Consider the following 24,543-nt stretch of genomic DNA (forward strand, 5'->3'; position numbering starts at 1 on the left):
TCCGATCGCGCCATCGCCTTACCAGGGCAAATGCCGCGCTCGCAACTCATAGGGTCACAAGCTCTGAGGTGCGAGCCCTTGCGAGCCTCGAAGGATGCACGGCCCCACTCCGGCCGATCCATCCTTCGAGGCTCGCCCAGCGGCGCAATTGCGCCGCAAGGCTCGCACCTCAGGATGACGGACCTAACATGTCACTCCGCCGCTTGCTCCCGCAGCCGCTGCGCGTAGACGTTGATGATCAGCGCCGCGAGCAGGATCAACCCGCGGATCAGGATCTTGAGGAAGCTGTCGATATTGATGTGGTCGAGGCCGTTGTTGAGCACGCCGAGCACGAACAGGCCGACGATGGTGTTGCCGATGCCGCCGCGGCCGCCGAACAGGCTGGTGCCGCCGACCACCACGGCCGCGATCGAATCCAAGAGATAGGTATCGAATTCGTTCTGCTGGGCGCTGCCGAAATGGGCGACGCCGAGCATGCCGCCGATCCCGGAGCAGACCGCCGAGATCACCATCACGCTGCCGAGGATGAGCTTGACGTTCAGCCCGGCGAATTCGGCGGCCTCGCGGTTGCCGCCGACCATGTAGACGTAGCGGCCGAACCGCGTATAGGTCAGCACCAGATGGCCGCCGAGCAGCATCACCGCGGCGACGATCACGATCCAGGGGATGCCGCCGATCGATCCGGAGCCCAGCGTCGTGATCAGGTCCGGCACCTTGTAGGCGATCTGGCCGCGCACCAGCAGCGCCGAGACGCCGGCCGCAATCTGCATCATGGCCAGCGTCATGATGAAGGAGGGGATGCCGATCATGGTCAGCCCCAGCGCGTTGACGAGGCCGAGCAGTGCGCACAGCGCCAACGCCAGCAGGATCGCGACGATGCCCGGCATCGGGACATTGGCGATGTTGACGTAGGATTCCTGCAGCGTGAAGTACGCCACGGCAATGCCGGTGACGTTGGCGATGCTGGCGATCGACAGGTCGATCTCGGCGCACAGGATCACGAAGGTGAGGCCGACGGCGATGATGCCGGTGACCGAGACTTGCGTGAGGATGTTGCCGACATTGTCGATGGTGGCAAACGACGGGCTCGCGATCGCGAAGAAGGCGCTGAGGAAGATCAGCGTCAGGAACGGCGCGATGTTGCGCATCTGCGAGCGCAGGAAGGGCGCCAGCCCGCGCGACCGCCGGTGATCCGCTCGCGCCGTCGCGCCGTCACTGCTTGCCATCATGTCTCTCCATCAAGCGCGATGAGGTGGTCATCGCGCTTTCTCTGTTTGTTTGAGCATGATCTCATCGGAAAACCGCTTCGCAATTTTCCGGATCATGCTCTAGGCGGCCTCCAGCAGCCGGTCCTTGCTGACCGCTTCGCCCGCGAATTCGCGCACCACCGCGCCGCGCTTCAGCACCAGGATCCGGTCTGCGAGCGACAGCACCGTCTCCGGCTCGGTCGACAGCACGATGATCGCCAGTCCCCTGGCGCGGAGATCGCGCACGATGTTGATCACGTCGTTCTTGGCGCCGACATCCATGCCGCGGGTCGGCTCGCACAGCACCAGGACGCGCGGCGGATAGGCGAGCCATTTCGCCAGCGCCACCTTCTGCTGATTGCCGCCGGACAGCATGCCGAGATCGAGGCCGACCACTGGCGGCCGGATCTGCAATTGCTCGACCTGGCGCTGGGCGATCGCGCGCTCGCGCACCGGCTTGAGCAGCAGCGCCGAGATCCGCTCGAGGATGCTGATCGAGATGTTCTTGTAGACGGGCTCCTGGTGGAACAGCATGGCGCGGCGGCTTTCAGGTACCAGCGCAACGCCGGCCCGCCGGGCGGCTGCGGTGCTGCGGAAGGTCTTGGCGGCGCCGTCGACCACCAGCGTTCCGCCGTCGGGCCGGAGCTTGCCGAACAGGATGCGCGACAGCTCCAACTGCCCGCAGCCCATGAAGCCGTAGATGCCGAGCACTTCCCCGGAGCGGGCCTCGAACGTGACGTCCTGCAGGCTGCGGCGGAGCGAGAGCTGATCGACCTTCAGCACCGCCGCGCCGCCGCCCGGTTGCGGGAGCATGAGGTCGTCGGTGTAGCTGTGCTCCAGCGCCTCGCCGCCGCGGCCGATCATGGCCTCGATCAGCGCGCCCTTGGTGGTGTCCGCGGACGCCGTCTCGGCGATCTTCCGTCCGTTGCGGAACACCGTCACCACGTCGGAGACCCGCAAAATGTCCTCGATGAAATGCGAGATGAAGACGATGCTGGTGCCTTGGTCGCGCAGCTTGTGGAGCGTCGCAAAGAGGCGTTCCACCTCGGGTGGGGAGAGGGCGGAGGTCGGCTCGTCCAGGATGATGATGCGTGCGCCGGAAAACAGCACGCGGGCGATCTCGATCAGCTGCTGCAGGCCGATCGGCAAATCGCCGAGCCGCGTCATCGGGTCGACGTCGATGCCAAACCGTGCCAGCTGCTCGCCGGCCTCGCGCGCCATCCGCCGCCACTGCACGAAGCCGAGGCGGTTGGTGAGCTGGTTGCCGAGGAACACGTTCTCGGCGACCGTGAGATCAGGCGCGACGCTGAGCTCCTGATGCACCATGCCGATGCCGGCGGCGTGTGCGTCGCGGGTGGAGCGGAAGCGGGTCTCCTTGCCGTCCAGCATGAAGCGGCCGGAGAACTCGGGGTGCACGCCGGCGATGATCTTCATCAGCGTGCTCTTGCCGGCGCCGTTCTCGCCGACGAGACCGTGGATCTCGCCGGCGTGCAGCGCGAAGTCGACCCCACGAAGGGCTTCGACGCCGCCGAAGGCCTTCGTGATCTGGTGCAATTCGAGGATCGCCGAGCGTCCCTGCGTCATGAGGCCCGCTCAGATCAGGAAGTGATCCTCCATCCATTGCATGCCGGCGGCGTTGGCCTTGGTCACGACGGGACCGTCGGTCACGACGTTCTTCGGAATGCCCTGGCCGCTCTTCTCGCCGCCGACCACGGCGGCGACACCCGCGACGATCGCGCCGCCATGGATGCGGCAGGACGGATTGCGGACGGTCGCGAACATGCGGCCTTCGCTGACCGCCTGGATCGCCGGCGGCATGGCGTCGACGCCGCCGATCAGGATGTTGGTGCGGTTGCGCGCCTTCATGATGTTGTAGGCGGCGAGCGCCATGTCGTCGTTGTGGAAGAAGGCGGCGTCGATCTGCGAATACTTCGTCAGATAGGTTTCCCAGAGCCGGGCGGTCTTGGAGACGTCCCAGTCGGCGGGCTGGGTATCCAGCACCTCGATGTTCGGGAACTGCTTGATGACCGAGTTGAAGCCCTTGGCGCGGCCCTGCGCGCCGGTGTGGCCGAGCGCGCCCTGGGTCATGATGACCTTGCCCTTGCCGCCGATCGCGTTGCACAGCGCCTGCGTCACCGAGGCGCCCATGAACTCGTTGTCGGGCGCGAGGAACGAGTGGACGTTAATTTGATCGAGAGGAGCAATAAGCGTATCCATGTCGATTACGGGAGTGCCGGCGTCGATCATCTTCTGCACCGGTTGGGTCAGCGTGCCGATACCGAACGCCTGGATGGCGACGAAGTCCCATTTCTGCGACGCCATGTTGTCGATCGCGGCGCGCTGCTTGACGGCATCGAGCTGGCCGTCGAACCAGGTCACCTCGACGTTGAACAGCTTGCCCCAGAACTCGGCGGCCTGCTTGCCCTGTGCGCACCATGTTGCCTGCAGTCCGGCGTTGGAGAATGCCGCCTTCAGCGGCTTTTCCGAGCGTCCCATTTCGGCGGCGAGCGCGGACGTCGTCATGCCCATTCCGCCGAACAGGCCGGCCGCAGCTCCACCTGCCGCCGCCATTTGCAGAAGGTCGCGCCGCGTCGTCGACGCCTTGTCCATCCCCTTGTCGGTCCCTGGCATTGCTTGCTCCCTCTTCGTTTTTCTGACCGTCGGCGTCAGTTGCACGCGCCGCGGATAAGACAAGTGTGTCACAATCGGAACGGTGACGCTACGGCCTCCCGTCCACGAGATGTTTCTGCTGCAGCACGATGGCTTCGATGTCGCCGAGCAGCTTGTGCCACGCAGCATCGATCTCCGCAGTCCACTGCTCGCCGAGAATTTCGCGCAAGCTGTCGGCAATCACGGCGAAGAACGCCACGAACAGTTCGCGCGGCGTGCCGTAGGCGTCGTGCGAGAACACTTCCGATTCGATCAGGCGAAAATGTCCGCGGCGCTCGCCGGCGAAATCGAGGAGGGCTTCGATCGTCAGCTGCAGCATCGAGCCTTTCACAGGCTCGCTGCCTTCGGTGCGAAACATCGCCTGCGTCTCGGGATGTTCGCGAAACAGGCGGCGATACACGAATGGCGTCAGATCATCGCAAGCCGCGGCTGCGAGTTCAAAGCTGCGTTCGATCGGATTCGATGATGGAGTCATAGCGGATTGCGATCATCACATAAAAAAAGAGCAGGGCTGAAAGCCCTGCTCCAAAAATTGTGTCGACCCTATTTGCCCCAAAAATTCGATTTGATCTTGATTGATGGGGTGACGCTGCTTGTGCGCGTCGGGCTCCTCCCGAGACTTGGACCACCAGGACACACCTCGCGGCTGGCCTGAGCCCGAATTGGTAGACTATCTTTCCAGCCTTGTCATCATTTTCGGCAACGATTGTTCAATTTTCGAGCAATTTGCGAAATGATTGGGATGGCGCCACTGGCGGTTGTGACAGGAGATGTAAAACACGTGGCAGGGTAAGGGGATACGACTGATTTCGGAGCCGCCGTGACGCAAGTGCCGCGCTCGGCTATTTCCGTCGGCTGGAAGAAACCGGACGCGTCGGCGATCTCGACTTCCGGCGCTCATGGTGGTTAGTTCCGTCCCGGATGGTTTTGCGATGCGCCGGCGGCTGAAGAATTTTCTGCCCATCGTCCTGGTTGCCCTGCTGGTGCAGATTCTTGCGCCGATCGGGGCCTGCTGGGCGGCGAGCCTTGCCGCGTCCGATCCGCTCGCGGCCGCCACCATCTGCCACGGCGATGCCGGCTCCGGAGCCGGGCAGGGTGACCAGACCAGTCACGACGCCCATGACGGCTGCTGCTCGGCCTGCAGCGTGCTGCAGACAGGTGCGCCGGTTGATAGCCCGCAAGTTGCGGCCCAGGCCGTCGAACGCCTGCCGAGCCGCATCGCCTGGCTTGATTTCGCCTCCGAGCTCGATCGTTCGCGCGCCGGCCTCTCGGCGCAAGCCCGCGCGCCGCCGCTGTTTTCCTGACGACCTTGTCGCTGCCGGTGCGTCCCGCGCCAGCAAGTGCCCTTGAGCAAGCCGGCCGGAGCGCCGGTGTCAGGATTCATCCATGTTTCGCTATCATCCGCTGGAAGCGGCAAGCGTGCTCGCGCTAGGCGCGACGCTTTGCGCATTGCCGTCCGCTGCCGAAGCCCAGGCGCCCAGCACAGAGCTACCCTCCGTCACCGTCGAGGCGCCCCGGACGGCGGTGCGCGCCAAACCGGCGGCGCAGAAGCCGCGCGTTCGTGCGGCGTCCGTCCGGCGGCCACCGAAGCCGGCGGCAGGGCCGGCCGTGACGGCGGCCCCGGCGGCCGGCGCGACGCCGGGGGAGACGCTAGCCGCGATCCGCGACGGTTTGAACCGGGCGCCCACAGGCCAGACGCAGACGACCATCGACCGCAGCCAGTTCGACAACCGACCGGCGTTCTCCGTCGCCGATGTGCTGCGGGACAGTCCGGGCATCTCGATCAAGCAGGGCAACGGCCCGCGTGATTTCGGCATCTCGATCCGCGGGTCGAATGCGCGGAACGGCTTCGGCATCCGCAACCTCGTCATCTTCGACGACGGTTTCCCGGTGACCCAGCCGGACGGCCTGTCGCGCAGCGACCTGATCGATCCGCATGCCTATGGCGCGATCGACGTGGTCCGCGGGCCGTCATCGGCGCTCTACGGCAACTACGCGACCGGTGGGGCGCTGAATTTCCGGACCCGACCGGGCGGCACGATCGACGGCGTCGAGTATGGCGTCGACGGCGGCAGCTTCGGTTACCTCAACAACTATCTCGCCGCGGGCAAGAAGGTCGGCAATTTCGAGGGCTCGCTGTTCGCGAGCGACGCGCGCGGCGACGGCTACATCGGCAATAGCTGGTTCAACACCCAGACCGTCAATTTCCTCGGTACGCTGCAGGTCACGCCGGACGATCGCTTCACGGTGAAGCTGATCAATAACGACCTGACGACGCGCCTGCCGATCCGCTCTTCGCTGAACCAGTTCTACCAGAACCCGTTCCAGCAGGGTTGCACGACCGGCGCGACGGCCGCGCCGGGATGCGCCACCGTGACGTTGTTCAACAACGGATTCAATGCGGCGGCCGGGACCGACAGGGAGACCGCGGTTCAGGCCGGCCTCGGGCGCGACGACCGACGTACCATCGTCGGCGGCCGGTGGGAGCACGACTTCGACAACCAGACCACCTGGCGCAACCAGTTCGTGTTCGACGACCGCAATATCAATCAACCGACGGGATCGACGAGCGCGATAGGCGACTTCCCGTCCTACAACTACATGAGCGATGTCGTCAGACGGGGCGAAATCTTCGGGCTGGATTCGATGACCTATTTCGGCGGCTTCTACAATACGCTCACGGCTTCGAGCGATACGCGCAATGTGATGCCGGGCGGAAATGCGACGCTCGGAAGCCTGTCCAGCAATTTGCTCAGCACGACGACGAATTACGGTGTTCGTGCGCGGGAGGAGCTGAAGCTCACATCTGCGCTGACGGCCGTTGCCGGCATCGGCTGGGAGGCCACCAGTCTGACGGGGCGGAACACCGCCTATAGCTACGCCGGCGCGGCCGGAACCACCACCACGGCGATCACGACGGCGGACCGGCAATTCCAGAATACCGCGCCCGAGCTCGCATTGCTCTACCGGTTGAATAGCGAGTGGCAATTCCGCGGGCGCGTCGCAACCGGATATGGCACGCCGCAGGTCGGCAATTTGTTCGTCCTGCCGAGCGGCGCCTCGGGCAATAACACCCAGCTGCGGACGCAGAAGAATCTCGGCTACGACGTCGGCGCCGACTGGACACCGAACAACGCGCTCAAGCTCAGCGTCACCGGCTTCTACGAGTTCTTCAAGGACGAGCTCGTTTCCCAGGCCACGCCGCTTGCGGGCATCTCCTACACGTTCAACGCGCCGCGATCGGAGCATCGCGGCGTCGAACTGGCCGCCGACTGGAAATTCCTGCCGGGCTGGCGGTTCTCGGCGGCCTACACCTATCTCGACGAGGTCTACACCGAATACGTCGAGAACATCACGAACGGCGCGGTGTTCAGCTTCAATCGCGCCGGCAACAAGATCCCCGGCATCTCACCCAACGAGCTCACGGCGCGGCTAGGCTACGACCAGTTGTCGGGTCCGTTGCAGGGACTTGGCGGGTTCGTCGAAGTCCAGTGGAAGGACAGCTTCTACATGGACAACGCCAACCTCTTGAAGGCGCCGGGCTATGAGCTGGTCAACCTCAACCTGCACTACAAGACTGATCTCGTCTCCGATTACTTCAAGGCGCTGAACCTGTACATCGAGGTGAGGAACGTCTTCGACCGGACCTACGTGGCGTCGGCGAACAACATCTCAAATTCGGTGACCGCGGCCGGCATTCAAAATCCCGCGAGCGTACTGGCGAACTCGACCAACTCGATCTATGCCGGATCGCCGCGCGCCTTCGTGGCGGGCATGAAGATTGCGTTCAAATGAGGAGCGCATCGATGACCTATCGCAAACCGGTCGCCCTGACGCTGCTTGCATCGCTCGTGCTCGCGGCCCTGCCGAGCCTTGCCGTCGCACAGATGAGCCATCAGCACGCCTCTGAAGCTGCCTGCGAAGAGACGGCCCTGCGCTGCGCGACCAAGGTCACGCCCGCCTTTGGGCGGGATGGGACATTGTGGCTGGTGTGGATGGCCGGCGGCCAGATCTCCGTCGCGAGCTCAAAAGACCAAGGCAAGAGCTTTTCCACACCGGTGCAGGTCACCCGGGAGCGGCTCAATCTCGATTGGGGACCGGATGCGCGGCCGAAGCTTGCGATCGATGCCAAGGGCAACATCGCTGTGGCCTTCTCGATCTTCCGCGATCAGAATTTCAACGGTCAGGTGCTGACCACGCGATCGACCGATGGCGGCCGCAGCTTCGATGCGCCGAAGCCGATCACCGCGAGCAATGAGAGCCAACGGTTCGAGGCGATCGGTTTCGATCCTGTGGGGGCGGTGTTTGCCGCGTGGCTCGACAAGCGCAACCGCGTGCCGGCGCAGCAGCGCGGCCAGAAATATGACGGCGCCGGATTGTTTTTCGCGTCATCAGGAGATGGCGGAGCAACTTATTCCGACGCGCGGCTCGTCGCCGACAACACCTGCGAATGCTGCCGCCTCGCTTTGGCGTTCGACGGCGCGGGCCATCCGGTGGTCGTATTCCGGAACATCTTCGAGGGCGGCGTGCGCGACCATGCGATCGTGACGTTCTCCGACCTGGCCACGCCCGGCGAGATACATCGGGTGAGCCGTGACGACTGGCAGATCGCGGCCTGTCCGCATCACGGTCCGAGCCTGACCATATCGCCCGAAGGAACCTACCATGTGACGTGGTACACCAACGGCAAGGCGCGCAAGGGATTGTTCTATGCGCGCTCGCGCGATGGCGGCAAAACCTTCTCCGATCCGCTTCCGGTCGGTCAGCCGAACCGCAGCCCATCCCGGCCGCAGATTATCGCGGGGCCGCAGGGGCTTGTCATGGCCTGGAAGGAATTCGACGGGCAGAAGACGACAGTCGACCTCATGACATCGCACGACGATGGAGCGACATGGTCGAAGCCAACGGTGATTTCGGACACCGCCGACAGTTCCGACCATCCGCTGCTCGTCTCGGACAGCCGGCAGACCTATCTGTCGTGGATGACGAAGGCCGACGGCTACCATTTTCAAGCGATCGAGGGCGAACCATGAAGCGTCATCTGCTCGCTGCGCTGATCCTGTTCGCAACGCTGCCGACCGCATTGGCGGCGGGAGAGGGGGCGCCAAAGCCGTTCGAACGCGGCAGCTGGCAAAAGCTGCTGCATGCGCATGCCGGTCATCCGACCCTGGTGCACTTCTGGGGAGTGACCTGCGGACCATGCAAGGTCGAGCTGCCGCAGCTTGGCAAGTTCATGAAGGATCATCCCGGAATCGATGTCGTCACGATCAGCGCGGATCTGGTTCCCAACCTACCGGAGGCGACGCGATCGATGCTGGATCGCGCCGGCCTCGGCGCGGCCGAAAACTGGATCTTCGACGACGGCTTTGCCGAGCGGTTGAGATTTGAGATCGATCCGGCCTGGCAAGGCGATATCCCGCGAACCATGCTGATTGCGCGGGATGGAACGATCACGACGATCGAAGGATCGGCCGAAATTGCCGATCTGGACAAATGGTCCAGCGCCCAGTCGGCAGCTGCTCGATGACACTTGAATTTCAACTTGAAAGGAAATCCGTCACCATGAAGACGCTCCCCCGCATCCTTGCCCTCGCAGCGCTGACCGCTGCACTCGTGTCGACGTCCGCACGCGCCGAGGACGTCAAGGCCGGCGACCTCGTGATCACGCAGGCCTGGACGCGCGCAACGCCGAACGGCGCCAAGATCGGCGGCGGCTACCTGACGATCGAGAACAAGGGAACGACGCCCGACCGGCTGGTGTCAGGCTCCGGCGATGTTGCCGGCAAGATCGAAGTCCACGAGATGTCGATGGACAATGGCGTGATGAAGATGCGAGCGCTCGACAAGGGCCTCTCCATCGAGCCCGGCAAGACCGTGAAGCTCGCGCCGGGCGGCTATCATCTGATGATGTTCGACCTGAAGAACCCGCTGAAGCAGGGCGACAAGGTACCGGTCACGCTCGAATTCGAAAAGGCCGGCAAGGTCTCGGTCTCGCTTGACGTGCAGGCCGTCGGCGCGCAGGCGCCGGGCGGCGGCGATCGTTCCGGCCATGGCGAGCATTCCGGTCACATGGACATGAAGAAGATGTGAGGGAGCCATGCGATCACAGACGCTCCTCATTGCCACGGCGGCGCTGCTCGCAGCGCAGCCGGCGATCGCGCATATCACGCTCGAAGGAAAGCAGGCGGCGGTCGGATCGTACTACAAGGCGGTGTTCGCCGTGCCGCATGGCTGCGCGGGCTCGGCGACGATCAAGATCCGGGTGCAGATTCCGGAGGGCGTGATCGGAGTAAAGCCGATGCCGAAGGCGGGTTGGACTCTCGATACGGTCACCGGCAAATACGCCGCCCAATACGACTATCACGGCGCCAAGCTTTCCGAGGGCGTCAGGGAAGTCGCCTGGAGCGGTGGCAAGCTTTCGGACCAGAACTACGACGAGTTCGTGATGCAGACGTTTCTCACCGATACCTTGAAGCCCAACACCACGTTGTACTTTCCGGTCGTGCAGGAGTGCGAGCAGGGCGTCAGCCGCTGGATCGATATCCCGGCCGACGGGCAGGGCGGCGGGCACGACCATGGCAGCAAGACACCGGCTCCCGGCGTCAAGCTGCTGCCGAAGTCGTAAGCGATGCGGCTGGTCGCAAACTTCGCAGCGCTGCTCGTGGCGCTGTGTCTTGCGACCTCAGCCCATGCGCATGCCGTCCTGATCGGCGCTGAACCGGCCGACGGTAGTGTGGTGGCTGAAGCACCCAAGATGGTGGTGCTCCGCTTCAACGAAGCGGTGGCGCCAACGGCGGTCAGCCTGCTCGACGCTGCGGGCAAGCCGCGCGACGTCGCGATCCGCGCCGTCGACCAGTCGGTGATGGTGACACTGCCGGCGGGCCTGCCGAAGGGCACGCAGGTGGTCAGCTATCGCGTGGTGTCGCAGGATGGCCATCCGGTCGCGGGCTCGCTGCTGTTTTCGATCGGCGTCGTCACCGGCTCGGCGGCGCCGTCAAGCGACGGCGTGCTCGATGTGTTGATCTGGCTGGCGCGGCTCGGGCTCTATCTGGGGCTGTTTGCCGGCGTCGGCGGCGTGTTCTTTGCGGCCTGGATCGGGCAGGGCTCGGCCGGCGAACCGCTGATCATGTGGTCGCTGAAGATCGGCCTTGTCGGCGCGATCGCGTCGCTTGGATTGCAGGGCGTCGACCTGTTGAACCTGCCGCTCTGGGGCATCGTGACGTGGGCGGCATGGGCCAGCGCCGCCGGCACCAGCCTGTTTCCCGAGCTGCTGCTCGCGATCGCCGCGATGCTGATCGCGGCGATCGCCTGGCGCAGCCCGTCGTTCGGTGCAGCTTTCACCACTGCGATCGCAATGATCTGTGTCGGGCTGTCGTTTGCGGTCAGCGGCCACGCCGCCACCGCCTCGCCGCAATGGCTGACGCGAACCGCGCTGTTCATCCATGGCGTGGGCCTGGCGTTCTGGATGGGCGCGCTGGCGCCGCTCGCGGTACTCGCCTGGCAGCGCAAGGATTCGCTGCTGCGGGTGCTGCGGCATTTTTCGACGCTTGCCGTGCCGGTTGTCGCGTTGATCGCCTTGTCGGGTCTGGCGCTCGCGATCGTCCAGCTCGAAAGTTTCCACGCGCTGATCGACACCGGGTACGGCAACATCCTCGTTGCGAAACTGGTGCTGGTGGTGCTGCTGCTCGGGCTCGCTGCGCTGAACCGGTTGGTATTCACGCCGGCCATCGCGCGCGAGTTTCATCGGACACGACCGCTGCAGCGCTCGATTGCGCTCGAATTCGTGCTGATGATCGCCATTCTCGGCCTCGTCGCACTCTGGCGCTTCACGCCGCCGCCGCGCGTGCTGGCGATGTCGGCCGATGTTCCGCTCGCGGTCCACATCCACACTGATGCCGCGATGTTCCAGGTCCTGATCGCGCCAGGCAAGGTCGGGCCGAACGACTTCGTGCTGCAGCTGATGAGCGGCGATGCCAGCCCGTTTGCGGCCAAGGAGGCGACGCTGACGCTGAGCCTGCCCGAGCGCGGCATCGAACCGATGGAACGCGCCGCCGCGCGCGGTGCCGACGGCTATTGGCACGTGCGCAAGGTGCCGCTGCCGGTCCCGGGCCGCTGGCACATGCAGATCGACGCCCTGGTGACCGATTTCAAGAAAGTGACGCTGGAAGACGATTTCGAGGTGAGGTAAAGCCGCGGTCAGCGCGCTCGGCGCTTCGATGGGACGCAATTCGTTCAAATGGCCGAAAATCGCCTGATTTGAAGGGTTTTTCTTATTTGGCGGCCTTGTGTTTTCACAGCCGATCCGGTTTCACTGCAGCTCTTCCCACGCTTTCCTGATTCCCGAGTAACGCCATGCGATTGTCGCGGTTTTTCCTGCCCATCCTGAAAGAAAACCCGAAAGAGGCGGAGATCGTCTCGCATCGGCTGATGCTGCGCGCGGGCATGATGCGGCAGGAGGCGGCCGGCATTTATGCCTGGCTGCCGCTCGGCTTCCGGGTGCTGAAGAAGATCGAGCAGATCGTTCGCGAGGAACAGGACCGCGCCGGCGCGCTCGAGCTCCTGATGCCGACGCTGCAGCTCGCCGATCTCTGGCGCGAAAGCGGCCGCTACGACGCCTATGGCCCGGAGATGCTGCGCATCCTCGATCGTCACAAGCGCGAGCTGTTGTACGGGCCGACCAACGAGGAAATGATCACGGAGATTTTCCGCTCCTACATCAAGTCCTACAAGAACCTGCCGCTCAACCTCTACCACATCCAGTGGAAATTCCGCGACGAGCAGCGTCCGCGCTTCGGCGTGATGCGCGGCCGCGAGTTCCTGATGAAGGACGCGTATTCGTTCGACCTCGACGAGGCCGGCGCGCGGCGCTCCTACAACAAGATGTTCGTGGCCTATTTGCGCACTTTTGCGCGGATGGGCCTCAAGGCGATCCCGATGCGGGCCGAGACCGGCCCGATCGGCGGCGACCTCAGCCACGAATTCATCGTGCTCGCGGAGACCGGCGAGTCCGGCGTCTACATCAACCGCGATGTGCTGGACCTGCCGGTGCCGGGCAAGGACGTCGATTATGACGGTGATCTGACGCCGATCATCAAGCAGTGGACTTCGGTCTACGCCGCGACCGAGGACGTCCACGAGGCTGCGCGCTTCGAACAGGAAGTGCCTGAGGCAAAGCGGCTGAAGACGCGCGGCATCGAGGTCGGCCAGATATTCTATTTCGGCACCAAATATTCCGACACCATGAAGGCGATGGTGGCCGGTCCCGACGGCGTCGACGTGCCGATCCATGGCGGCTCCTACGGGGTCGGCGTGTCGCGTCTGGTCGGCGCGATCATCGAAGCGTGTCACGATGACGCCGGCATCAAATGGCCCGAGGCCGTCGCGCCGTTCCGCGCCGCGATCCTCAATCTCAAGCAGGGCGATGCCGCGGTCGATGGCGCCTGCGAGCAGCTCTATCGCGAACTCTCGGCGAAGGGCGTCGACGTGCTCTACGACGACACCGACCAGCGTGCCGGCGCCAAGTTCGCCGCGGCCGATCTGATCGGCATCCCGTGGCAGATTCTCGTCGGGCCCAAGGGGCTTGCGGACGGCAAGGTCGAAGTGAAGCGTCGCAGCGACGGCTCACGCGACAACATGAGCCCCGCCGACGTGGTCGCGAAGCTCGCGGGTTAAAGTTTATTCACGCCGCGCTGATCGGCGGGGTAATCCGGCCACATTTGGCCCGAATCATGGGATTATCGACAGATGGATGAGACCATGAGCGAGCCAGTCCGTACCCCGCCCTTTGCGCCATTCGAATGGCTGCTGTCCGGACGCTATTTGCGCGCGCGCCGCAAGGAAGGGTTCATTTCGGTCATCGCCGGCTTTTCGTTCCTCGGCATCATGCTCGGCGTCGCCACGCTGATCGTGGTGATGGCGGTCATGAACGGCTTCCGCAAGGAATTGCTGGACAAGATCCTCGGCCTCAACGGACATATTCTGGTGCAGCCGCTGGAATCGCCGCTGACCGACTGGAAGGATGTCGCCGACCGCATCAGCCAGGTGCAGGGCATCCGCCTCGCCGCGCCCGTCGTCGACGGGCAGGGGCTCGGATCTTCGCCGTTCAACGCCGCCGGTGTCTTCATCCGCGGCATCCGCGCCGACGATCTCAACAACCTCACCTCGATCGCCAAGAACATCAAACAAGGCTCGCTCGAGGGCTTTGATGAGGGGCAGGGCGTCGCGATTGGTCGCCGCCTCGCCGACCAGCTGTCGCTGCATGCCGGCGACATGATCACGCTGGTTTCGCCGAAGGGCGCGGTGACGCCGATGGGCACCACACCGCGCATCAAGCCCTACAAGATCACTGCGGTGTTCGAGATCGGCATGTCGGAATATGATTCGACCTTCGTGTTCATGCCGCTGACCGAGGCGCAGGCCTATTTCAACCGCAACAACGACGTGTCCTCGATCGAGGTGTTCACCACCAATCCGGACAAGATCGAGACCTATCGCAAGCTGGTGACCGAGGCGGCCGGCCGGCCGGTCTTCCTGGTCGACTGGCGGCAGCGCAATTCGACCTTCTTCAACGCGCTTCAGGTCGAACGCAATGTGATGTTCCTGATCCTGACCATGATCGTGCTGGTCGCGGCGCTCAACATCGTCTCGGGATTGATCATGCTGGTGAAGGACAAGGGCCAGGACATCGCGATCCTGCGTACCATGGGCGCCTCGCAGGGTTCGATCATGCGGATATTCCTGATCACCGGCGCATCGATCGGCGTCGTCGGCACGCTGGTCGGTCTGCTGGTCGGCTTGCTGATCTGTTTCAATATCGAAACCATCAGGCAATTCCTGTCGTGGCTCACCAATACGGAACTGTTCGATCCCACGCTGTATTTCCTGTCGAAGCTGCCTGCTGAAATCGATTTTGGCGAGACGCTCGCCGTCGTGATCATGGCGCTGACGCTGTCCTTCCTTGCGACGCTCTACCCGTCGTGGCGCGCCGCGCGCCTCGATCCGGTCGACGCGCTCCGGTACGAATAAGGAGCGCACATGGCGGAGGGGGCGGAAGACACACCGGTCGTCTATCTTCATGACATCAAGCGGGAATATCGGCAGGGTGAAGCGACCCTGACGGTCCTGAACGGCGCCAAGCTCGCGCTGTGGCCCGGTCAATCGGTGGCGCTGGTGGCGCCGTCGGGATCCGGCAAGTCGACATTGCTGCACATCGCGGGCCTGCTGGAGACCCCTGATGACGGGGAAGTCTATGTCGCGGGCACGCCGACCTCGCAGATGTCCGATGTCGACCGCACCCAGATTCGCCGTTCCGATATCGGCTTCGTCTATCAATCGCACCGGCTGCTGCCGGAGTTCTCGGCGCTCGAGAACGTGATGCTGCCGCAGATGATTCGTGGCCTCAAACGCTCCGAAACCGTGAAACGGTCGACCGAGATTCTCTCCTATCTCGGGCTCGGCGACCGCATCACCCATCGTCCGGCCGAACTCTCGGGCGGCGAGCAGCAGCGTGTCGCAATCGCGCGCGCGGTCGCCAACGCGCCCCGGGTGCTGTTCGCGGACGAGCCGACGGGCAATCTCGATCCCGGCACCGCCGACCACGTCTTCAACGCGCTGATGCAACTCGTGAAGGCGACCCGGGTCGCGATGCTGATCGCGACCCACAATCTGGATCTCGCCGCGCGAATGGATCGCCGGGTGTCGCTGTCGAACGGACAGGTTGTCGAGCTCGAATAGTGCGTCATCGCGCGAACCGGGTAATTGTTCGCATGAAGAATGCGCGCTAAGAGCTGGAATCCGTAGCCTTTTTCGCCCTGCTTCACGCGGCTCGGAAAGCGCTTGATCCTCAATAGGCGGGGCGTCTGCCGGGCTGCCTCGGCCGACGGTCGATCGGCGGTCCGGCATAGTAGGGGTTATTGATGCAGATCGCCGCCAGGCCGGACGCCGAGGCCTGGCACTGCGCGATCGACGTGTAGCCGCAGTCGGTATCCTCACCGCCCCATCGGTAGTTGGTCTTGCAGACCGGCGAGGTCGAATCGTATTTCTGGGCGCTGGCAGGTGCCGGCGCCGCCAAGGCCAGGAATGCCGGCAACAGTGCCAGAATCAGACTGCGCATCAGAAATCTCCTCGTCGGTCAGGCGTCGGCAACGCTCATACCGAGCGCGCGCGAATAGGCACCCGCGCGCAGCGCTGGATCAACTCACATTCCCGCGCCGGTGTTTGCCGGATCGGGCGTCAGTGGATGAACAGGTCGAAGAAATTGCCCTCACGGCGGTCCCGCGGGGACACGTGAAGATAGGAGCGCGGGTCGTTGTCGCCGGCATAATAGGGGTTGGCGACGCAGTTCTGCCCGATGCCCGAAGCAGTGGCCAGGCACGCCTCATACGACGGATAGGAGCAGTTGCTCAGGCCGGGATAGCGGTCGCCCTGAATGCAGAACGGGTAACGCACGCCGACGGCATGCGCGGGCGCACTCCCCAGCGTTGCGAGTGCGGCCACCGACGCTGCAGCAGCAAGAATCATCGTCCGCATGTGCATTCCTTTTGCTGCGAAGATTCGACCTTGGCGACGATCCAAATCGGACAAGCCGGTTTCGGTCAACACGATCTTGCGCGCAGCTGCGCAGGCGGACCTGAATTGTGAAGATTGTGCGGCAATTATGTGGCAAAAGTCCCAGGAAGTGCCCGTAATACAGTATTAACTTCAAATTTGAGCGAAGTCGTTTGGCCCTGCCTGTTGCCGCGAAGTTACAGCAATTCCGCCGGGGGCTGCTATGACGGTGTCTCGCGGCCTTGGGGGCCTGTAGAAAAAGTTGGAACGGGAAAATGAAAAAGATTTTGCTTGTCACCGCCAGCATGATCGCGCTCAGCGCGACTGCTGCTTCCGCGGCTGACCTCGCGGCTCGCCCTTACACCAAGGCTCCGCCGCCCATGGTTGCCGCTGTTTATGATTGGACTGGCTTCTACATCGGTATCAACGGCGGTTGGGGCCAGAGCCACGACAACCGTTCGGTCGACGGCTTCGGCGGCGTCGGAAGCTACGACGCCAACGGCGGCACCGTCGGTGGCCAGATCGGCTACCGCTGGCAGGCCGGCGGCTGGGTGTTCGGTCTGGAAGCTCAGGGCAACTGGGCTGACTTCTCCGGCAGCACCGGCAACCTGGTCGTCCCGGGCGGCATCGTTCGCTCGAAGACCGATGCGTTCGGCCTGTTCACCGGTCAGATCGGCTACGCCTGGAACAACGTCCTGCTGTACGCCAAGGGCGGTGCTGCGGTCACCGATCGCAACTACCAGTTCCTGGCTCCCGGCGGCGGTCTGGCGTCCGAAACCGGCTTCGACACCCGTTGGAGCCCGACGGTCGGCGTTGGCCTCGAATTCGCCTTCTCGCAGGGCTGGTCGCTCGGCGTCGAATACAACCACATCTTCGAAGACACCCACGGCGCGACCTTCGTCACCCCGGCTGGTGTTGCAGTGGCTGGCTTCCACACCGGTGGCGACACCGACATGGTCCTCGGCCGTCTGAACTACAAGTTCGGTGGTCCGGTCATCGCGAAGTACTGATCGCTCGCTTAATTCAAGCGGCATCGAAAACCCCGGGCTTCGGCCCGGGGTTTTTTGTTGGCTTGGCGGCGCAGCTCGTCGGCCAGTAGCAGGGGGGTGGGCTTTGCTCGTCCGCTCCGGGATTCGGGTCAGGTTTGATTGGGCGGGGCTTTCCAACCGAACGGTCAGCACCGCATATTCGGGGCATGACGAACGTGCAGCTTATCTCCGAACTGACGTGCCCATCCTGCGGCCATGTCTCCATCGAGACGATGCCGACCGATGCCTGCCGGTTCTTCTACGACTGCAAGGGGTGCGGCACTCGCCTGAAACCGAAAGCAGGAGATTGCTGCGTGTTTTGCTCATACGGAACAATCCCGTGCCCGCCCAAGCAGGCGGGGAATTGCTGCGGTAACTAGCTCCCCGGAACCTCCCGACCAGCTCGCCATCCGGATCAGTTGGCGGCGAGGCATCAGCCGGTCGGGAATTAACCACAGAGGCTGGGGTCTCTGAGGCGTTTAGGGGTCATTTGTGCGCCGCAACGATTCGGACGATCTCATCGTCATCGGTGGTCAAGTAACCAAAGGCCATCCACCCGGCGCACATGCCGAAAATGATCAAGGCAGTTTTTAGCCAGTGGCTCATGGAGCAAATATGCACCCTGTGCCAGCCAATTTCCACCCCGGCCGACTGCCACAATCAAACCGACCCACTACCCAAGCAACGCTGGCAGCCCAGTTTGAGAAGTGATTCAGCACGTCCTACGCTGAGCGCAGCAACGCTTCAAACTATCGAGTCGCTGCCACTTCCTACCACGATTAACCAAGGGAATTCTTTCGCGGGCAGTTTTCAATCTGACCCACGGACCGTTGCTTGACTCCGAGAACAAAAAAGGAACAGTGTTCTGCATACGTTCCAGTTCAGGGAGAGCGGCCATGTTGAAGATTTTCGTGCAGGAAGCTGCAGCGCTGGCATCGATCACGCTGTTCGTCGGGATGATCGCGGTGTGGGCCCAGCTGATCACCCAATTCTGAAAATGCGCCCGCGGGGACTGGGGCATAGCCGACGGCATGGCTTGCCCTTGGGGAAAAGCGGGAGGACTTGCCGCCAGGCCGCGTTCGGCGTGGACTTGGCAGGGTTCAGGCCCCACGATGGGATCGCGAGTCGGGTCTGACGCTTCGAGTTCCGGCCCAGGCGCTCGCTCCATCCCTGACCCAAGAGCTTCCGTAAGCAGCCATGCCGAATGCCGGATTCGTTCATCTTCACGTTCATTCCGCCTATTCGCTGCTGAAGGGCTCGATCAAGATCGCCAAGCTGGGCGAGCTCGCGAAGGCCGACCGCCAGCCGGCGCTGGCGCTGACCGATACCGACAACATGTTCGGGGCGCTGGAATTTTCCGACAAGATGGCCGGCTACGGCATCCAGCCGATCGTCGGCTGCGAGCTGGCGGTGGATTTCGGCGACGTCGATCCGAACACGCGGAGCATCCTTGCGACGACGGGCCCGGCGCGAATCGTGCTGCTGGCGGCGCGCGAGCGCGGCTACCGCAGCCTGATGCGGCTGAACTCGCGGGCGTTCCTGGAGACGCCGGTCAACCAGACCCCGCACATCAAGTTCGATTGGCTCACCGACGACGCCGAAGACCTGATCGCGCTGACCGGCGGCCCCGACGGGCCGATCGCGCTGGCACTCCGGGCCGAACAGGCGGCGCTGGCGACCACCCGCTGCGAGCGCCTCGCCAGCCTGTTCGGCGATCGCCTCTACATCGAATTGCAGCGCCACGGCGCCGACAAGGAACGCCGCACCGAGGGCGGCCTGATCGATCTCGCCTACAGCAAGGGCCTGCCGCTGGTCGCGACCAACGAGCCGTATTTCGCCAGCAATGACGACTACGAATCGCATGATGCGCTGCTCTGCATCGCCGGCGGCCACCTGATCGCCGAGACCAACCGCGAGCAACTGACCCCGGATCATCGCTTCAAGACCCGCGCGGAAATGGCGGTGCTGTTCGCCGACATCCCGGAGGCGCTGGCCTCGACGGTGGAGATCGCCGAGCGCTGCTCGTTCCGGCCGAAGACCCGCAAGCCGATCCTGCCGTTCTTCACGGTGGGGGCCGCCGCCAGCGCCGATGCCGCCGCCGACGAGGCCGCCGAGCTGAAGCGCCAGGCCGAGGAGGGGCTCGCGAATCGCCTGCGGGTGCACGGTCTCTCGCCGGGAATGACCGAGGAGGACTACAGCAAGCGGCTTGCCTTCGAGCTCGACGTCATCACCCGCATGAAATATGCGGGCTACTTCCTGATCGTCTCCGACTTCATCAAATGGGCGAAGGCGCAGGGCATTCCGGTCGGACCGGGCCGCGGCTCCGGCGCGGGCTCGCTGGTCGCCTGGGTGCTCACCATCACCGACCTCGATCCGATGCGGTTCGCGCTGCTGTTCGAGCGCTTCCTCAATCCCGAGCGCGTCTCGATGCCGGACTTCGACATCGACTTCTGCCAGGACCGCCGCGGCGAGGTGATCCAGTACGTGCAGGAGCGCTACGGCCGCGACCAGGTGGCGCAGATCATCACCTTCGGTACGCTGCAGGCGCGCGGCGTGCTGCGCGACGTCGGGCGCGTGCTGCAGATGCCCTATGGGCAGGTCGACAAGCTGACCAAGCTGGTGCCGCAGAATCCCGCAGCACCGGTGACGTTGGCGCAGGCGATCGATGGCGAGCCGAAGCTGCAGGCGTTCCGCGACGAGGATCCGGTGGTGGCGCGTGCGTTCGATATCGCGCAGCGCCTCGAAGGTCTGACGCGCCACGCCTCGACCCATGCCGCCGGCATCGTGATCGGCGACCGGCCGCTGAGCGAGCTGGTGCCGCTCTACCGCGATCCGAAATCCGACATGCCGGTGACCCAGTTCAACATGAAATGGGTCGAGCCGGCGGGCCTCGTGAAATTCGACTTCCTCGGCCTGAAGACGCTGACCGTGCTCGACGTCGCGGTGAAGCTGCTCAAGCAGCGCGACGTTGATGTCGATCTCGCGACGCTGCCGATCGACGATGCGCCGAGCTATCAGATGCTGGCGCGGGGCGACGTCGTCGGCGTGTTCCAGGTGGAAAGCCAGGGCATGCGGCGCGCGCTGATCGACATGCGGCCGGACCGCTTCGAGGACATCATCGCGCTGGTGGCGCTGTATCGCCCGGGCCCGATGGCGAACATCCCGACCTATTGCGCGCGCAAGCACGGTGACGAGGAATCGGAATATCTGCATCCGATCCTGGAGCCGATCCTGAAGGAGACCTTCGGCGTCATCATCTATCAGGAACAGGTGATGCAGATCGCGCAGCAGATGGCGGGCTACTCGCTCGGCCAGGCCGACCTGCTGCGCCGCGCGATGGGCAAGAAGATCCGCGCCGAGATGGACAAGCAGCGCGACATCTTCGTCGCCGGTGCGATGAAGAACGGCGTGGCGAAGGGCCAGGCCGAGACGATCTTCGAGCTGCTCGCCAAGTTCGCCGACTACGGCTTCAACAAGAGCCACGCGGCCGCCTATGCGCTGGTGTCGTACCACACCGCCTATATGAAGGCGCATTACCCGGTCGAATTCCTGGCGGCGTCGATGACGCTCGAACTCAACAACACCGACAAGCTCTCCGAATTTCGTTCCGAGGCGCAGCGGCTCGGCATCAAGGTCGAGGCGCCCAACATCAATCGCTCCGGCGCAACCTTCGAGGTCAGCGACAACACGATCTACTACGCGCTCGCGGCGCTGAAGGGCGTCGGCATCCAGGCGGTCGAGCAGATCATCGAGGAGCGCAACAGGAAGGGCGCCTTCACCTCGCTCGCCGATTTCGCAGCAAGGGTGAGCCCGCGCGCGGTCAACAAGCGGATCATCGAGAGCCTTGCGGCGGCCGGCGCCTTCGACACGCTGGAGCCGAACCGCGCGCGCGTCTTCGCCGGTGCCGATGCGATCCTCGCCGCCTGCCAGCGCAGCCACGAGGCGGCGACCTCGGGCCAGAACGACATGTTCGGCGGCGCGGCGGATGCGCCGAGCATCATGCTGCCGCAGATCGAGCCGTGGCTGCCTGCGGACCGGCTGCGGCGCGAATACGACGCCATCGGCTTCTTCCTGTCGGGTCATCCGCTCGACGATTACGCGACCGCGCTGAAGCGGCTGCGCGTGCAGTCCTGGGCGGAATTCTCGCGCGCGGTGAAGACCGGCGCCACCGCTGGCAAGGTAGCGGCAACCGTGGTGTCGCGCATGGAACGGCGTACCAAGACGGGCAACAAGATGGGCATCATGGGCCTGTCGGACCCGACCGGCCATTTCGAGGCGGTGCTGTTCTCGGAAGGCCTCGCGCAATACCGCGACGTGCTCGAGCCGGGGGCGGCCGTGCTGTTGCAGCTCGGCGCCGAATTGCAGGGCGAGGACGTGCGGGCGAGGGTGCTGCACGCCGAGCCGCTGGATCACGCCGCGGCCAAGACGCAGAAGGGCCTGCGCATCTTCGTCCGCGACACCAAGCCGCTGGATTCGATCGCCCGCCGCCTCAACATGCCGGAAGCCGCGCCCGCCCCGGGCGGCGGCGCCAAGGCACCGGCCGTGAAGCCGGTCGCCGCGCCGCCACCGGCGGCAGGGGCCGATGGCGACGTCTCGCTGGTGATGATGCTGGACCTCGAAACCGAGGTGGAGATGAAGCTGCCCGGCCGCTACAAGGTCTCGCCGCAGATCGCCGGCGCGATCAAGGCGGTGGCGGGCGTGGTCGACGTGCAGACCCTCTAAAGGGGGATTTCGGGCGCCAAACAGGGCCGTTTCGGCACGATTTGAGTCAGGCCGGCCGGTGTAACCGGCCGTATTTCCTTGCTTCTCGCGCAAATCGCGCTATATAGCGCGCCATCTCACACGGAAACATGGCTCTCAAGGCCGTCCGGTGGCAACCGGGCCATTCAGGCACGTTTGCTCACACGTTTCCGGAGGAACCAACCGGAGAATTAGATCTATGTCGCTGCCCGAATTCAACATGCGTCAGCTTTTGGAAGCCGGCGTTCACTTTGGCCACCAGGCCCACCGCTGGAATCCGAAGATGCAGGATTACATCTTCGGCGCCCGCAACAACATCCACATCATCGACCTCGCGCAGACCGTGCCGATGCTGCACCGTGCCCTGCAGGCGGTCAGCGATACCGTCGCCAAGGGCGGCCGCATCCTGTTCGTCGGCACCAAGCGTTCGGCCCAGGACGGCGTTGCCGACGCTGCCAAGCGTTCGGCGCAGTATTTCGTCAACTCGCGCTGGCTCGGCGGCACGCTGACCAACTGGAAGACGATCTCGGCCTCGATCAAGCGCCTGCGTCATCTCGACGACGTGCTGTCCTCGGGCGAAGCCAACTCCTACACCAAGAAGGAGCGGCTGACGCTGCAGCGCGAGCGCGACAAGCTCGACCGTTCGCTCGGCGGCATCAAGGACATGGGCGGTCTTCCCGACATGATCTTCGTGATCGACACCAACAAGGAAGACATCGCGATCCAGGAAGCCCAGCGGCTCAACATCCCGGTCGCCGCGATCGTCGACACCAATTCGGACCCGAAGGGCATCACCTATGTGGTGCCGGGCAATGACGACGCCGGCCGCGCGATCTCGCTGTATTGCGATCTCGTGGCGCGCGCCGCCATCGACGGCATCTCGCGCGCTCAGGGCGATTCCGGAATCGACATCGGCGCGTCGGCGACGCCCGTGCAAGAAGACCTTCCGGCGGCTGCGCCGTCCGGCTTCCAGGGCCTCGCCGGCCCGCGCGGCACCGCCGACAACCTCAAGAAGCTCACCGGCGTGTCCGGTGCGATCGAGAAGAAGCTCAACGACCTCGGCATCTTCCACTACTGGCAGCTCGCCGAGCTCGACCACGACACCGCGCACAAGATCGGCGAAGAAGTCGGTCTGCCGAGCCGTGCCGACGCCTGGGTCGCCCAGGCCAAGACGCTCGCCGAAGCGGAATAAAGGTTACGCGGCGTGGCCGGGTCTCGCCCGGCCGCCGCTTCTATTCCACGAACAACGATTTCCCTGTCGCAGACAGCGGCGCCATCGGGCGCCGCGGTTTCTGTACAGGCAAGAAGGGCATTGAACGATGGCAACGATCACAGCAGCGATGGTCAAGGAGCTCCGCGAGTCGACCGGCGCGGGCATGATGGATTGCAAGGCGGCGCTGACCGAGAACAACGGCGACATGCAGGAAGCGCAGGATTGGCTGCGCAAGAAGGGCCTCTCCAAGGCCGCCAAGAAGGCCGGCCGCGTCGCGGCCGAGGGCCTGATCGGCGCGCTGACCTCCGGCACCAAGGGCGTGCTCGTCGAGGTCAATTCCGAGACCGACTTCGTTGCGCGCAATGAGCAGTTCCAGGGCTTGGTCAAGATGATCGCCCAGGTCGCGCTGCACAACGGGGCCGATGTCGAGACCATCAAGGCGGCCAAGGTCGGCGACGTCACCGTCGAGACCGCGATCTCCGACGCCATCGCGACCATCGGCGAGAACATGACGCTGCGCCGCGCCGCTTCGCTCGAGGTGAGCAAGGGCGTGGTGTCGAGCTATGTCCACAACGCGGTCGTCGAGGGCGCCGGCAAGATCGGCGTGATCGTGGCGCTGGAGTCCGCCGGCAAGGCCGACGAGCTCGCGGTGCTCGGCCGCCAGCTCGCCATGCACGTGGCGGCGGCGAAGCCGCTGGCGCTCGACCCGGCCGGGCTCGATCCGGAGACCGTCAAGCGCGAGAAGGACGTGCTGGCCGACAAGTACCGCCAGCAGGGCAAGCCGGAGAACGTCATCGAGAAGATCGTCGATTCCGGCCTGAAGACCTACTACAAAGAGGTCTGCCTGCTCGATCAGGCCTTCATCCACGACAGCGGCAAGTCGGTTGCCCAGGCGGTGAAGGAAGCTGAGGGTAAGGTCGGCGGGGCGATCAAAATCGCTGGCTTTGTGAACTATGCTCTCGGTGAGGGAATCGAGAAGCAGGAAAGCGACTTCGCCGCCGAAGTCGCGGCCGCCAGCGGCAAGAAGTAACCGCTGACACCAGAGGGCCTCCGGCGCTTTGCGCCGGAAGCCTGCCTGCGCGGGATAGGAAAGCGATCG

21 protein-coding genes are annotated in these 24,543 nt (G+C 64.3%); 15 read left to right on the forward strand and 6 right to left on the reverse strand.

All coding sequences use genetic code 11. The annotated features are described in order from the left end of the window. Positions 1-191 precede the first annotated feature (191 nt). The 4 genes from QJT82_RS35940 to QJT82_RS35955 all read right to left on the reverse strand — a co-directional run bounded on the left by QJT82_RS35940 (position 192) and on the right by QJT82_RS35955 (position 4,392). Positions 192-1,226, reverse strand: coding sequence for an ABC transporter permease (locus tag QJT82_RS35940; protein ID WP_028339635.1), 1,035 nt, complete (start codon positions 1,224-1,226; stop codon positions 192-194). Positions 1,227-1,328: 102 nt separating this feature from the next. Continuing rightward, entirely contained in the window at positions 1,329-2,831 is a 1,503-nt protein-coding gene (locus QJT82_RS35945) for a sugar ABC transporter ATP-binding protein (RefSeq protein ID WP_028339636.1), read from the reverse strand. Between the two features lie 9 nt (positions 2,832-2,840). Further along, positions 2,841-3,878: a sugar ABC transporter substrate-binding protein gene (locus QJT82_RS35950; RefSeq protein WP_016848453.1), complete on the reverse strand. Its 1,038-nt coding sequence runs from the start codon at positions 3,876-3,878 to the stop codon at positions 2,841-2,843. 88 nt (positions 3,879-3,966) lie between these two features. Next, positions 3,967-4,392, reverse strand: a complete 426-nt coding sequence (locus QJT82_RS35955) for a globin (RefSeq protein WP_028339638.1) — start codon at positions 4,390-4,392, stop codon at positions 3,967-3,969. Between the two features lie 427 nt (positions 4,393-4,819). Between QJT82_RS35955 and QJT82_RS35960 the strand changes: the two genes are divergently transcribed. From QJT82_RS35960 to QJT82_RS36005, 10 genes are all read left to right on the forward strand, one after another. Continuing rightward, positions 4,820-5,221 carry a DUF2946 domain-containing protein gene (locus QJT82_RS35960; protein ID WP_259266154.1) on the forward strand — a complete coding sequence of 134 codons (402 nt, stop codon included), beginning with the start codon at positions 4,820-4,822 and terminating at the stop codon, positions 5,219-5,221. An 82-nt stretch (positions 5,222-5,303) separates the two neighbouring features. Beyond that, positions 5,304-7,712, forward strand: a complete 2,409-nt coding sequence (locus tag QJT82_RS35965) for a TonB-dependent receptor (protein ID WP_028339640.1) — start codon at positions 5,304-5,306, stop codon at positions 7,710-7,712. 11 nt (positions 7,713-7,723) lie between these two features. After that, complete coding sequence (locus tag QJT82_RS35970; protein WP_028339641.1) at positions 7,724-8,950, forward strand: sialidase family protein; 1,227 nt, start codon at positions 7,724-7,726, stop codon at positions 8,948-8,950. Continuing rightward, complete coding sequence (locus tag QJT82_RS35975) at positions 8,947-9,444, forward strand: TlpA disulfide reductase family protein (protein ID WP_028339642.1); 498 nt, start codon at positions 8,947-8,949, stop codon at positions 9,442-9,444. Before QJT82_RS35970 ends, QJT82_RS35975 begins: the two co-directional genes overlap by 4 nt. A 35-nt stretch (positions 9,445-9,479) precedes the next feature. Next, complete coding sequence (locus QJT82_RS35980; protein ID WP_028339643.1) at positions 9,480-10,007, forward strand: copper chaperone PCu(A)C; 528 nt, start codon at positions 9,480-9,482, stop codon at positions 10,005-10,007. Positions 10,008-10,014: 7 nt separating this feature from the next. Further along, entirely contained in the window at positions 10,015-10,542 is a 528-nt protein-coding gene (locus tag QJT82_RS35985; protein WP_028339644.1) for a YcnI family protein, read from the forward strand. A gap of 3 nt (positions 10,543-10,545) precedes the next feature. Continuing rightward, complete coding sequence (locus QJT82_RS35990) at positions 10,546-12,105, forward strand: copper resistance protein CopC/CopD (RefSeq protein WP_264641817.1); 1,560 nt, start codon at positions 10,546-10,548, stop codon at positions 12,103-12,105. Between the two features lie 164 nt (positions 12,106-12,269). Further along, a complete protein-coding gene (gene proS / locus QJT82_RS35995) occupies positions 12,270-13,589 on the forward strand; it encodes a proline--tRNA ligase (protein WP_028339646.1) in 1,320 nt (439 codons plus the stop codon). A gap of 72 nt (positions 13,590-13,661) precedes the next feature. Continuing rightward, positions 13,662-14,942: a lipoprotein-releasing ABC transporter permease subunit gene (locus QJT82_RS36000; RefSeq protein WP_028339647.1), complete on the forward strand. Its 1,281-nt coding sequence runs from the start codon at positions 13,662-13,664 to the stop codon at positions 14,940-14,942. 9 nt (positions 14,943-14,951) lie between these two features. Beyond that, the gene (locus QJT82_RS36005; protein ID WP_028339648.1) at positions 14,952-15,650 is read left to right on the forward strand and encodes an ABC transporter ATP-binding protein; all 699 of its coding nucleotides are present in this window, start codon (positions 14,952-14,954) and stop codon (positions 15,648-15,650) included. Between the two features lie 109 nt (positions 15,651-15,759). Here QJT82_RS36005 and QJT82_RS36010 read toward each other — a convergent pair whose 3' ends face one another. Then, complete coding sequence (locus QJT82_RS36010; protein WP_028339649.1) at positions 15,760-16,029, reverse strand: DUF3551 domain-containing protein; 270 nt, start codon at positions 16,027-16,029, stop codon at positions 15,760-15,762. Between the two features lie 119 nt (positions 16,030-16,148). After that, complete coding sequence (locus tag QJT82_RS36015; protein ID WP_245288676.1) at positions 16,149-16,514, reverse strand: DUF3551 domain-containing protein; 366 nt, start codon at positions 16,512-16,514, stop codon at positions 16,149-16,151. A 224-nt stretch (positions 16,515-16,738) separates the two neighbouring features. On the opposite strand from QJT82_RS36015, the gene QJT82_RS36020 reads away from it, so the two are divergent. The 5 genes from QJT82_RS36020 to tsf all read left to right on the forward strand — a co-directional run bounded on the left by QJT82_RS36020 (position 16,739) and on the right by tsf (position 24,474). Beyond that, the gene (locus QJT82_RS36020; RefSeq protein ID WP_028339651.1) at positions 16,739-17,473 is read left to right on the forward strand and encodes an outer membrane beta-barrel protein; all 735 of its coding nucleotides are present in this window, start codon (positions 16,739-16,741) and stop codon (positions 17,471-17,473) included. Positions 17,474-17,667: 194 nt separating this feature from the next. Next, positions 17,668-17,871, forward strand: coding sequence for a GDCCVxC domain-containing (seleno)protein (locus tag QJT82_RS36025; RefSeq protein WP_080686684.1), 204 nt, complete (start codon positions 17,668-17,670; stop codon positions 17,869-17,871). A gap of 817 nt (positions 17,872-18,688) precedes the next feature. Continuing rightward, the gene (gene dnaE / locus QJT82_RS36030) at positions 18,689-22,213 is read left to right on the forward strand and encodes a DNA polymerase III subunit alpha (RefSeq protein ID WP_028339652.1); all 3,525 of its coding nucleotides are present in this window, start codon (positions 18,689-18,691) and stop codon (positions 22,211-22,213) included. 217 nt (positions 22,214-22,430) lie between these two features. Beyond that, a complete protein-coding gene (locus QJT82_RS36035) occupies positions 22,431-23,423 on the forward strand; it encodes a 30S ribosomal protein S2 (RefSeq protein WP_028339653.1) in 993 nt (330 codons plus the stop codon). A gap of 127 nt (positions 23,424-23,550) precedes the next feature. Further along, positions 23,551-24,474: a translation elongation factor Ts gene (gene tsf / locus QJT82_RS36040; protein ID WP_028339654.1), complete on the forward strand. Its 924-nt coding sequence runs from the start codon at positions 23,551-23,553 to the stop codon at positions 24,472-24,474. The last annotated feature ends 69 nt before the right edge of the window (positions 24,475-24,543 follow it).

This window comes from Bradyrhizobium sp. Mp19, assembly GCF_029952935.1.
GTDB classification, from domain to species: domain Bacteria; phylum Pseudomonadota; class Alphaproteobacteria; order Rhizobiales; family Xanthobacteraceae; genus Bradyrhizobium; species Bradyrhizobium elkanii.

What these genes read in the sequence shown, in the direction of transcription:
- QJT82_RS35940 (WP_028339635.1), bottom strand. Translation starts at nt 1,226, where the DNA reads ATGGCAAGCAGTGACGGCGCGACGGCGCGAGCGGATCACCGGCGGTCG.
- QJT82_RS35945 (WP_028339636.1), bottom strand. Translation starts at nt 2,831, where the DNA reads ATGACGCAGGGACGCTCGGCGATCCTCGAATTGCACCAGATCACGAAG.
- QJT82_RS35950 (WP_016848453.1), bottom strand. Translation starts at nt 3,878, where the DNA reads ATGCCAGGGACCGACAAGGGGATGGACAAGGCGTCGACGACGCGGCGC.
- QJT82_RS35955 (WP_028339638.1), bottom strand. Translation starts at nt 4,392, where the DNA reads ATGACTCCATCATCGAATCCGATCGAACGCAGCTTTGAACTCGCAGCC.
- QJT82_RS35965 (WP_028339640.1), top strand. Translation starts at nt 5,304, where the DNA reads ATGTTTCGCTATCATCCGCTGGAAGCGGCAAGCGTGCTCGCGCTAGGC.
- QJT82_RS35970 (WP_028339641.1), top strand. Translation starts at nt 7,724, where the DNA reads ATGACCTATCGCAAACCGGTCGCCCTGACGCTGCTTGCATCGCTCGTG.
- QJT82_RS35975 (WP_028339642.1), top strand. Translation starts at nt 8,947, where the DNA reads ATGAAGCGTCATCTGCTCGCTGCGCTGATCCTGTTCGCAACGCTGCCG.
- QJT82_RS35980 (WP_028339643.1), top strand. Translation starts at nt 9,480, where the DNA reads ATGAAGACGCTCCCCCGCATCCTTGCCCTCGCAGCGCTGACCGCTGCA.
- QJT82_RS35985 (WP_028339644.1), top strand. Translation starts at nt 10,015, where the DNA reads ATGCGATCACAGACGCTCCTCATTGCCACGGCGGCGCTGCTCGCAGCG.
- QJT82_RS35990 (WP_264641817.1), top strand. Translation starts at nt 10,546, where the DNA reads ATGCGGCTGGTCGCAAACTTCGCAGCGCTGCTCGTGGCGCTGTGTCTT.
- proS (WP_028339646.1), top strand. Translation starts at nt 12,270, where the DNA reads ATGCGATTGTCGCGGTTTTTCCTGCCCATCCTGAAAGAAAACCCGAAA.
- QJT82_RS36000 (WP_028339647.1), top strand. Translation starts at nt 13,662, where the DNA reads ATGGATGAGACCATGAGCGAGCCAGTCCGTACCCCGCCCTTTGCGCCA.
- QJT82_RS36005 (WP_028339648.1), top strand. Translation starts at nt 14,952, where the DNA reads ATGGCGGAGGGGGCGGAAGACACACCGGTCGTCTATCTTCATGACATC.
- QJT82_RS36010 (WP_028339649.1), bottom strand. Translation starts at nt 16,029, where the DNA reads ATGCGCAGTCTGATTCTGGCACTGTTGCCGGCATTCCTGGCCTTGGCG.
- QJT82_RS36020 (WP_028339651.1), top strand. Translation starts at nt 16,739, where the DNA reads ATGAAAAAGATTTTGCTTGTCACCGCCAGCATGATCGCGCTCAGCGCG.
- dnaE (WP_028339652.1), top strand. Translation starts at nt 18,689, where the DNA reads ATGCCGAATGCCGGATTCGTTCATCTTCACGTTCATTCCGCCTATTCG.
- QJT82_RS36035 (WP_028339653.1), top strand. Translation starts at nt 22,431, where the DNA reads ATGTCGCTGCCCGAATTCAACATGCGTCAGCTTTTGGAAGCCGGCGTT.
- tsf (WP_028339654.1), top strand. Translation starts at nt 23,551, where the DNA reads ATGGCAACGATCACAGCAGCGATGGTCAAGGAGCTCCGCGAGTCGACC.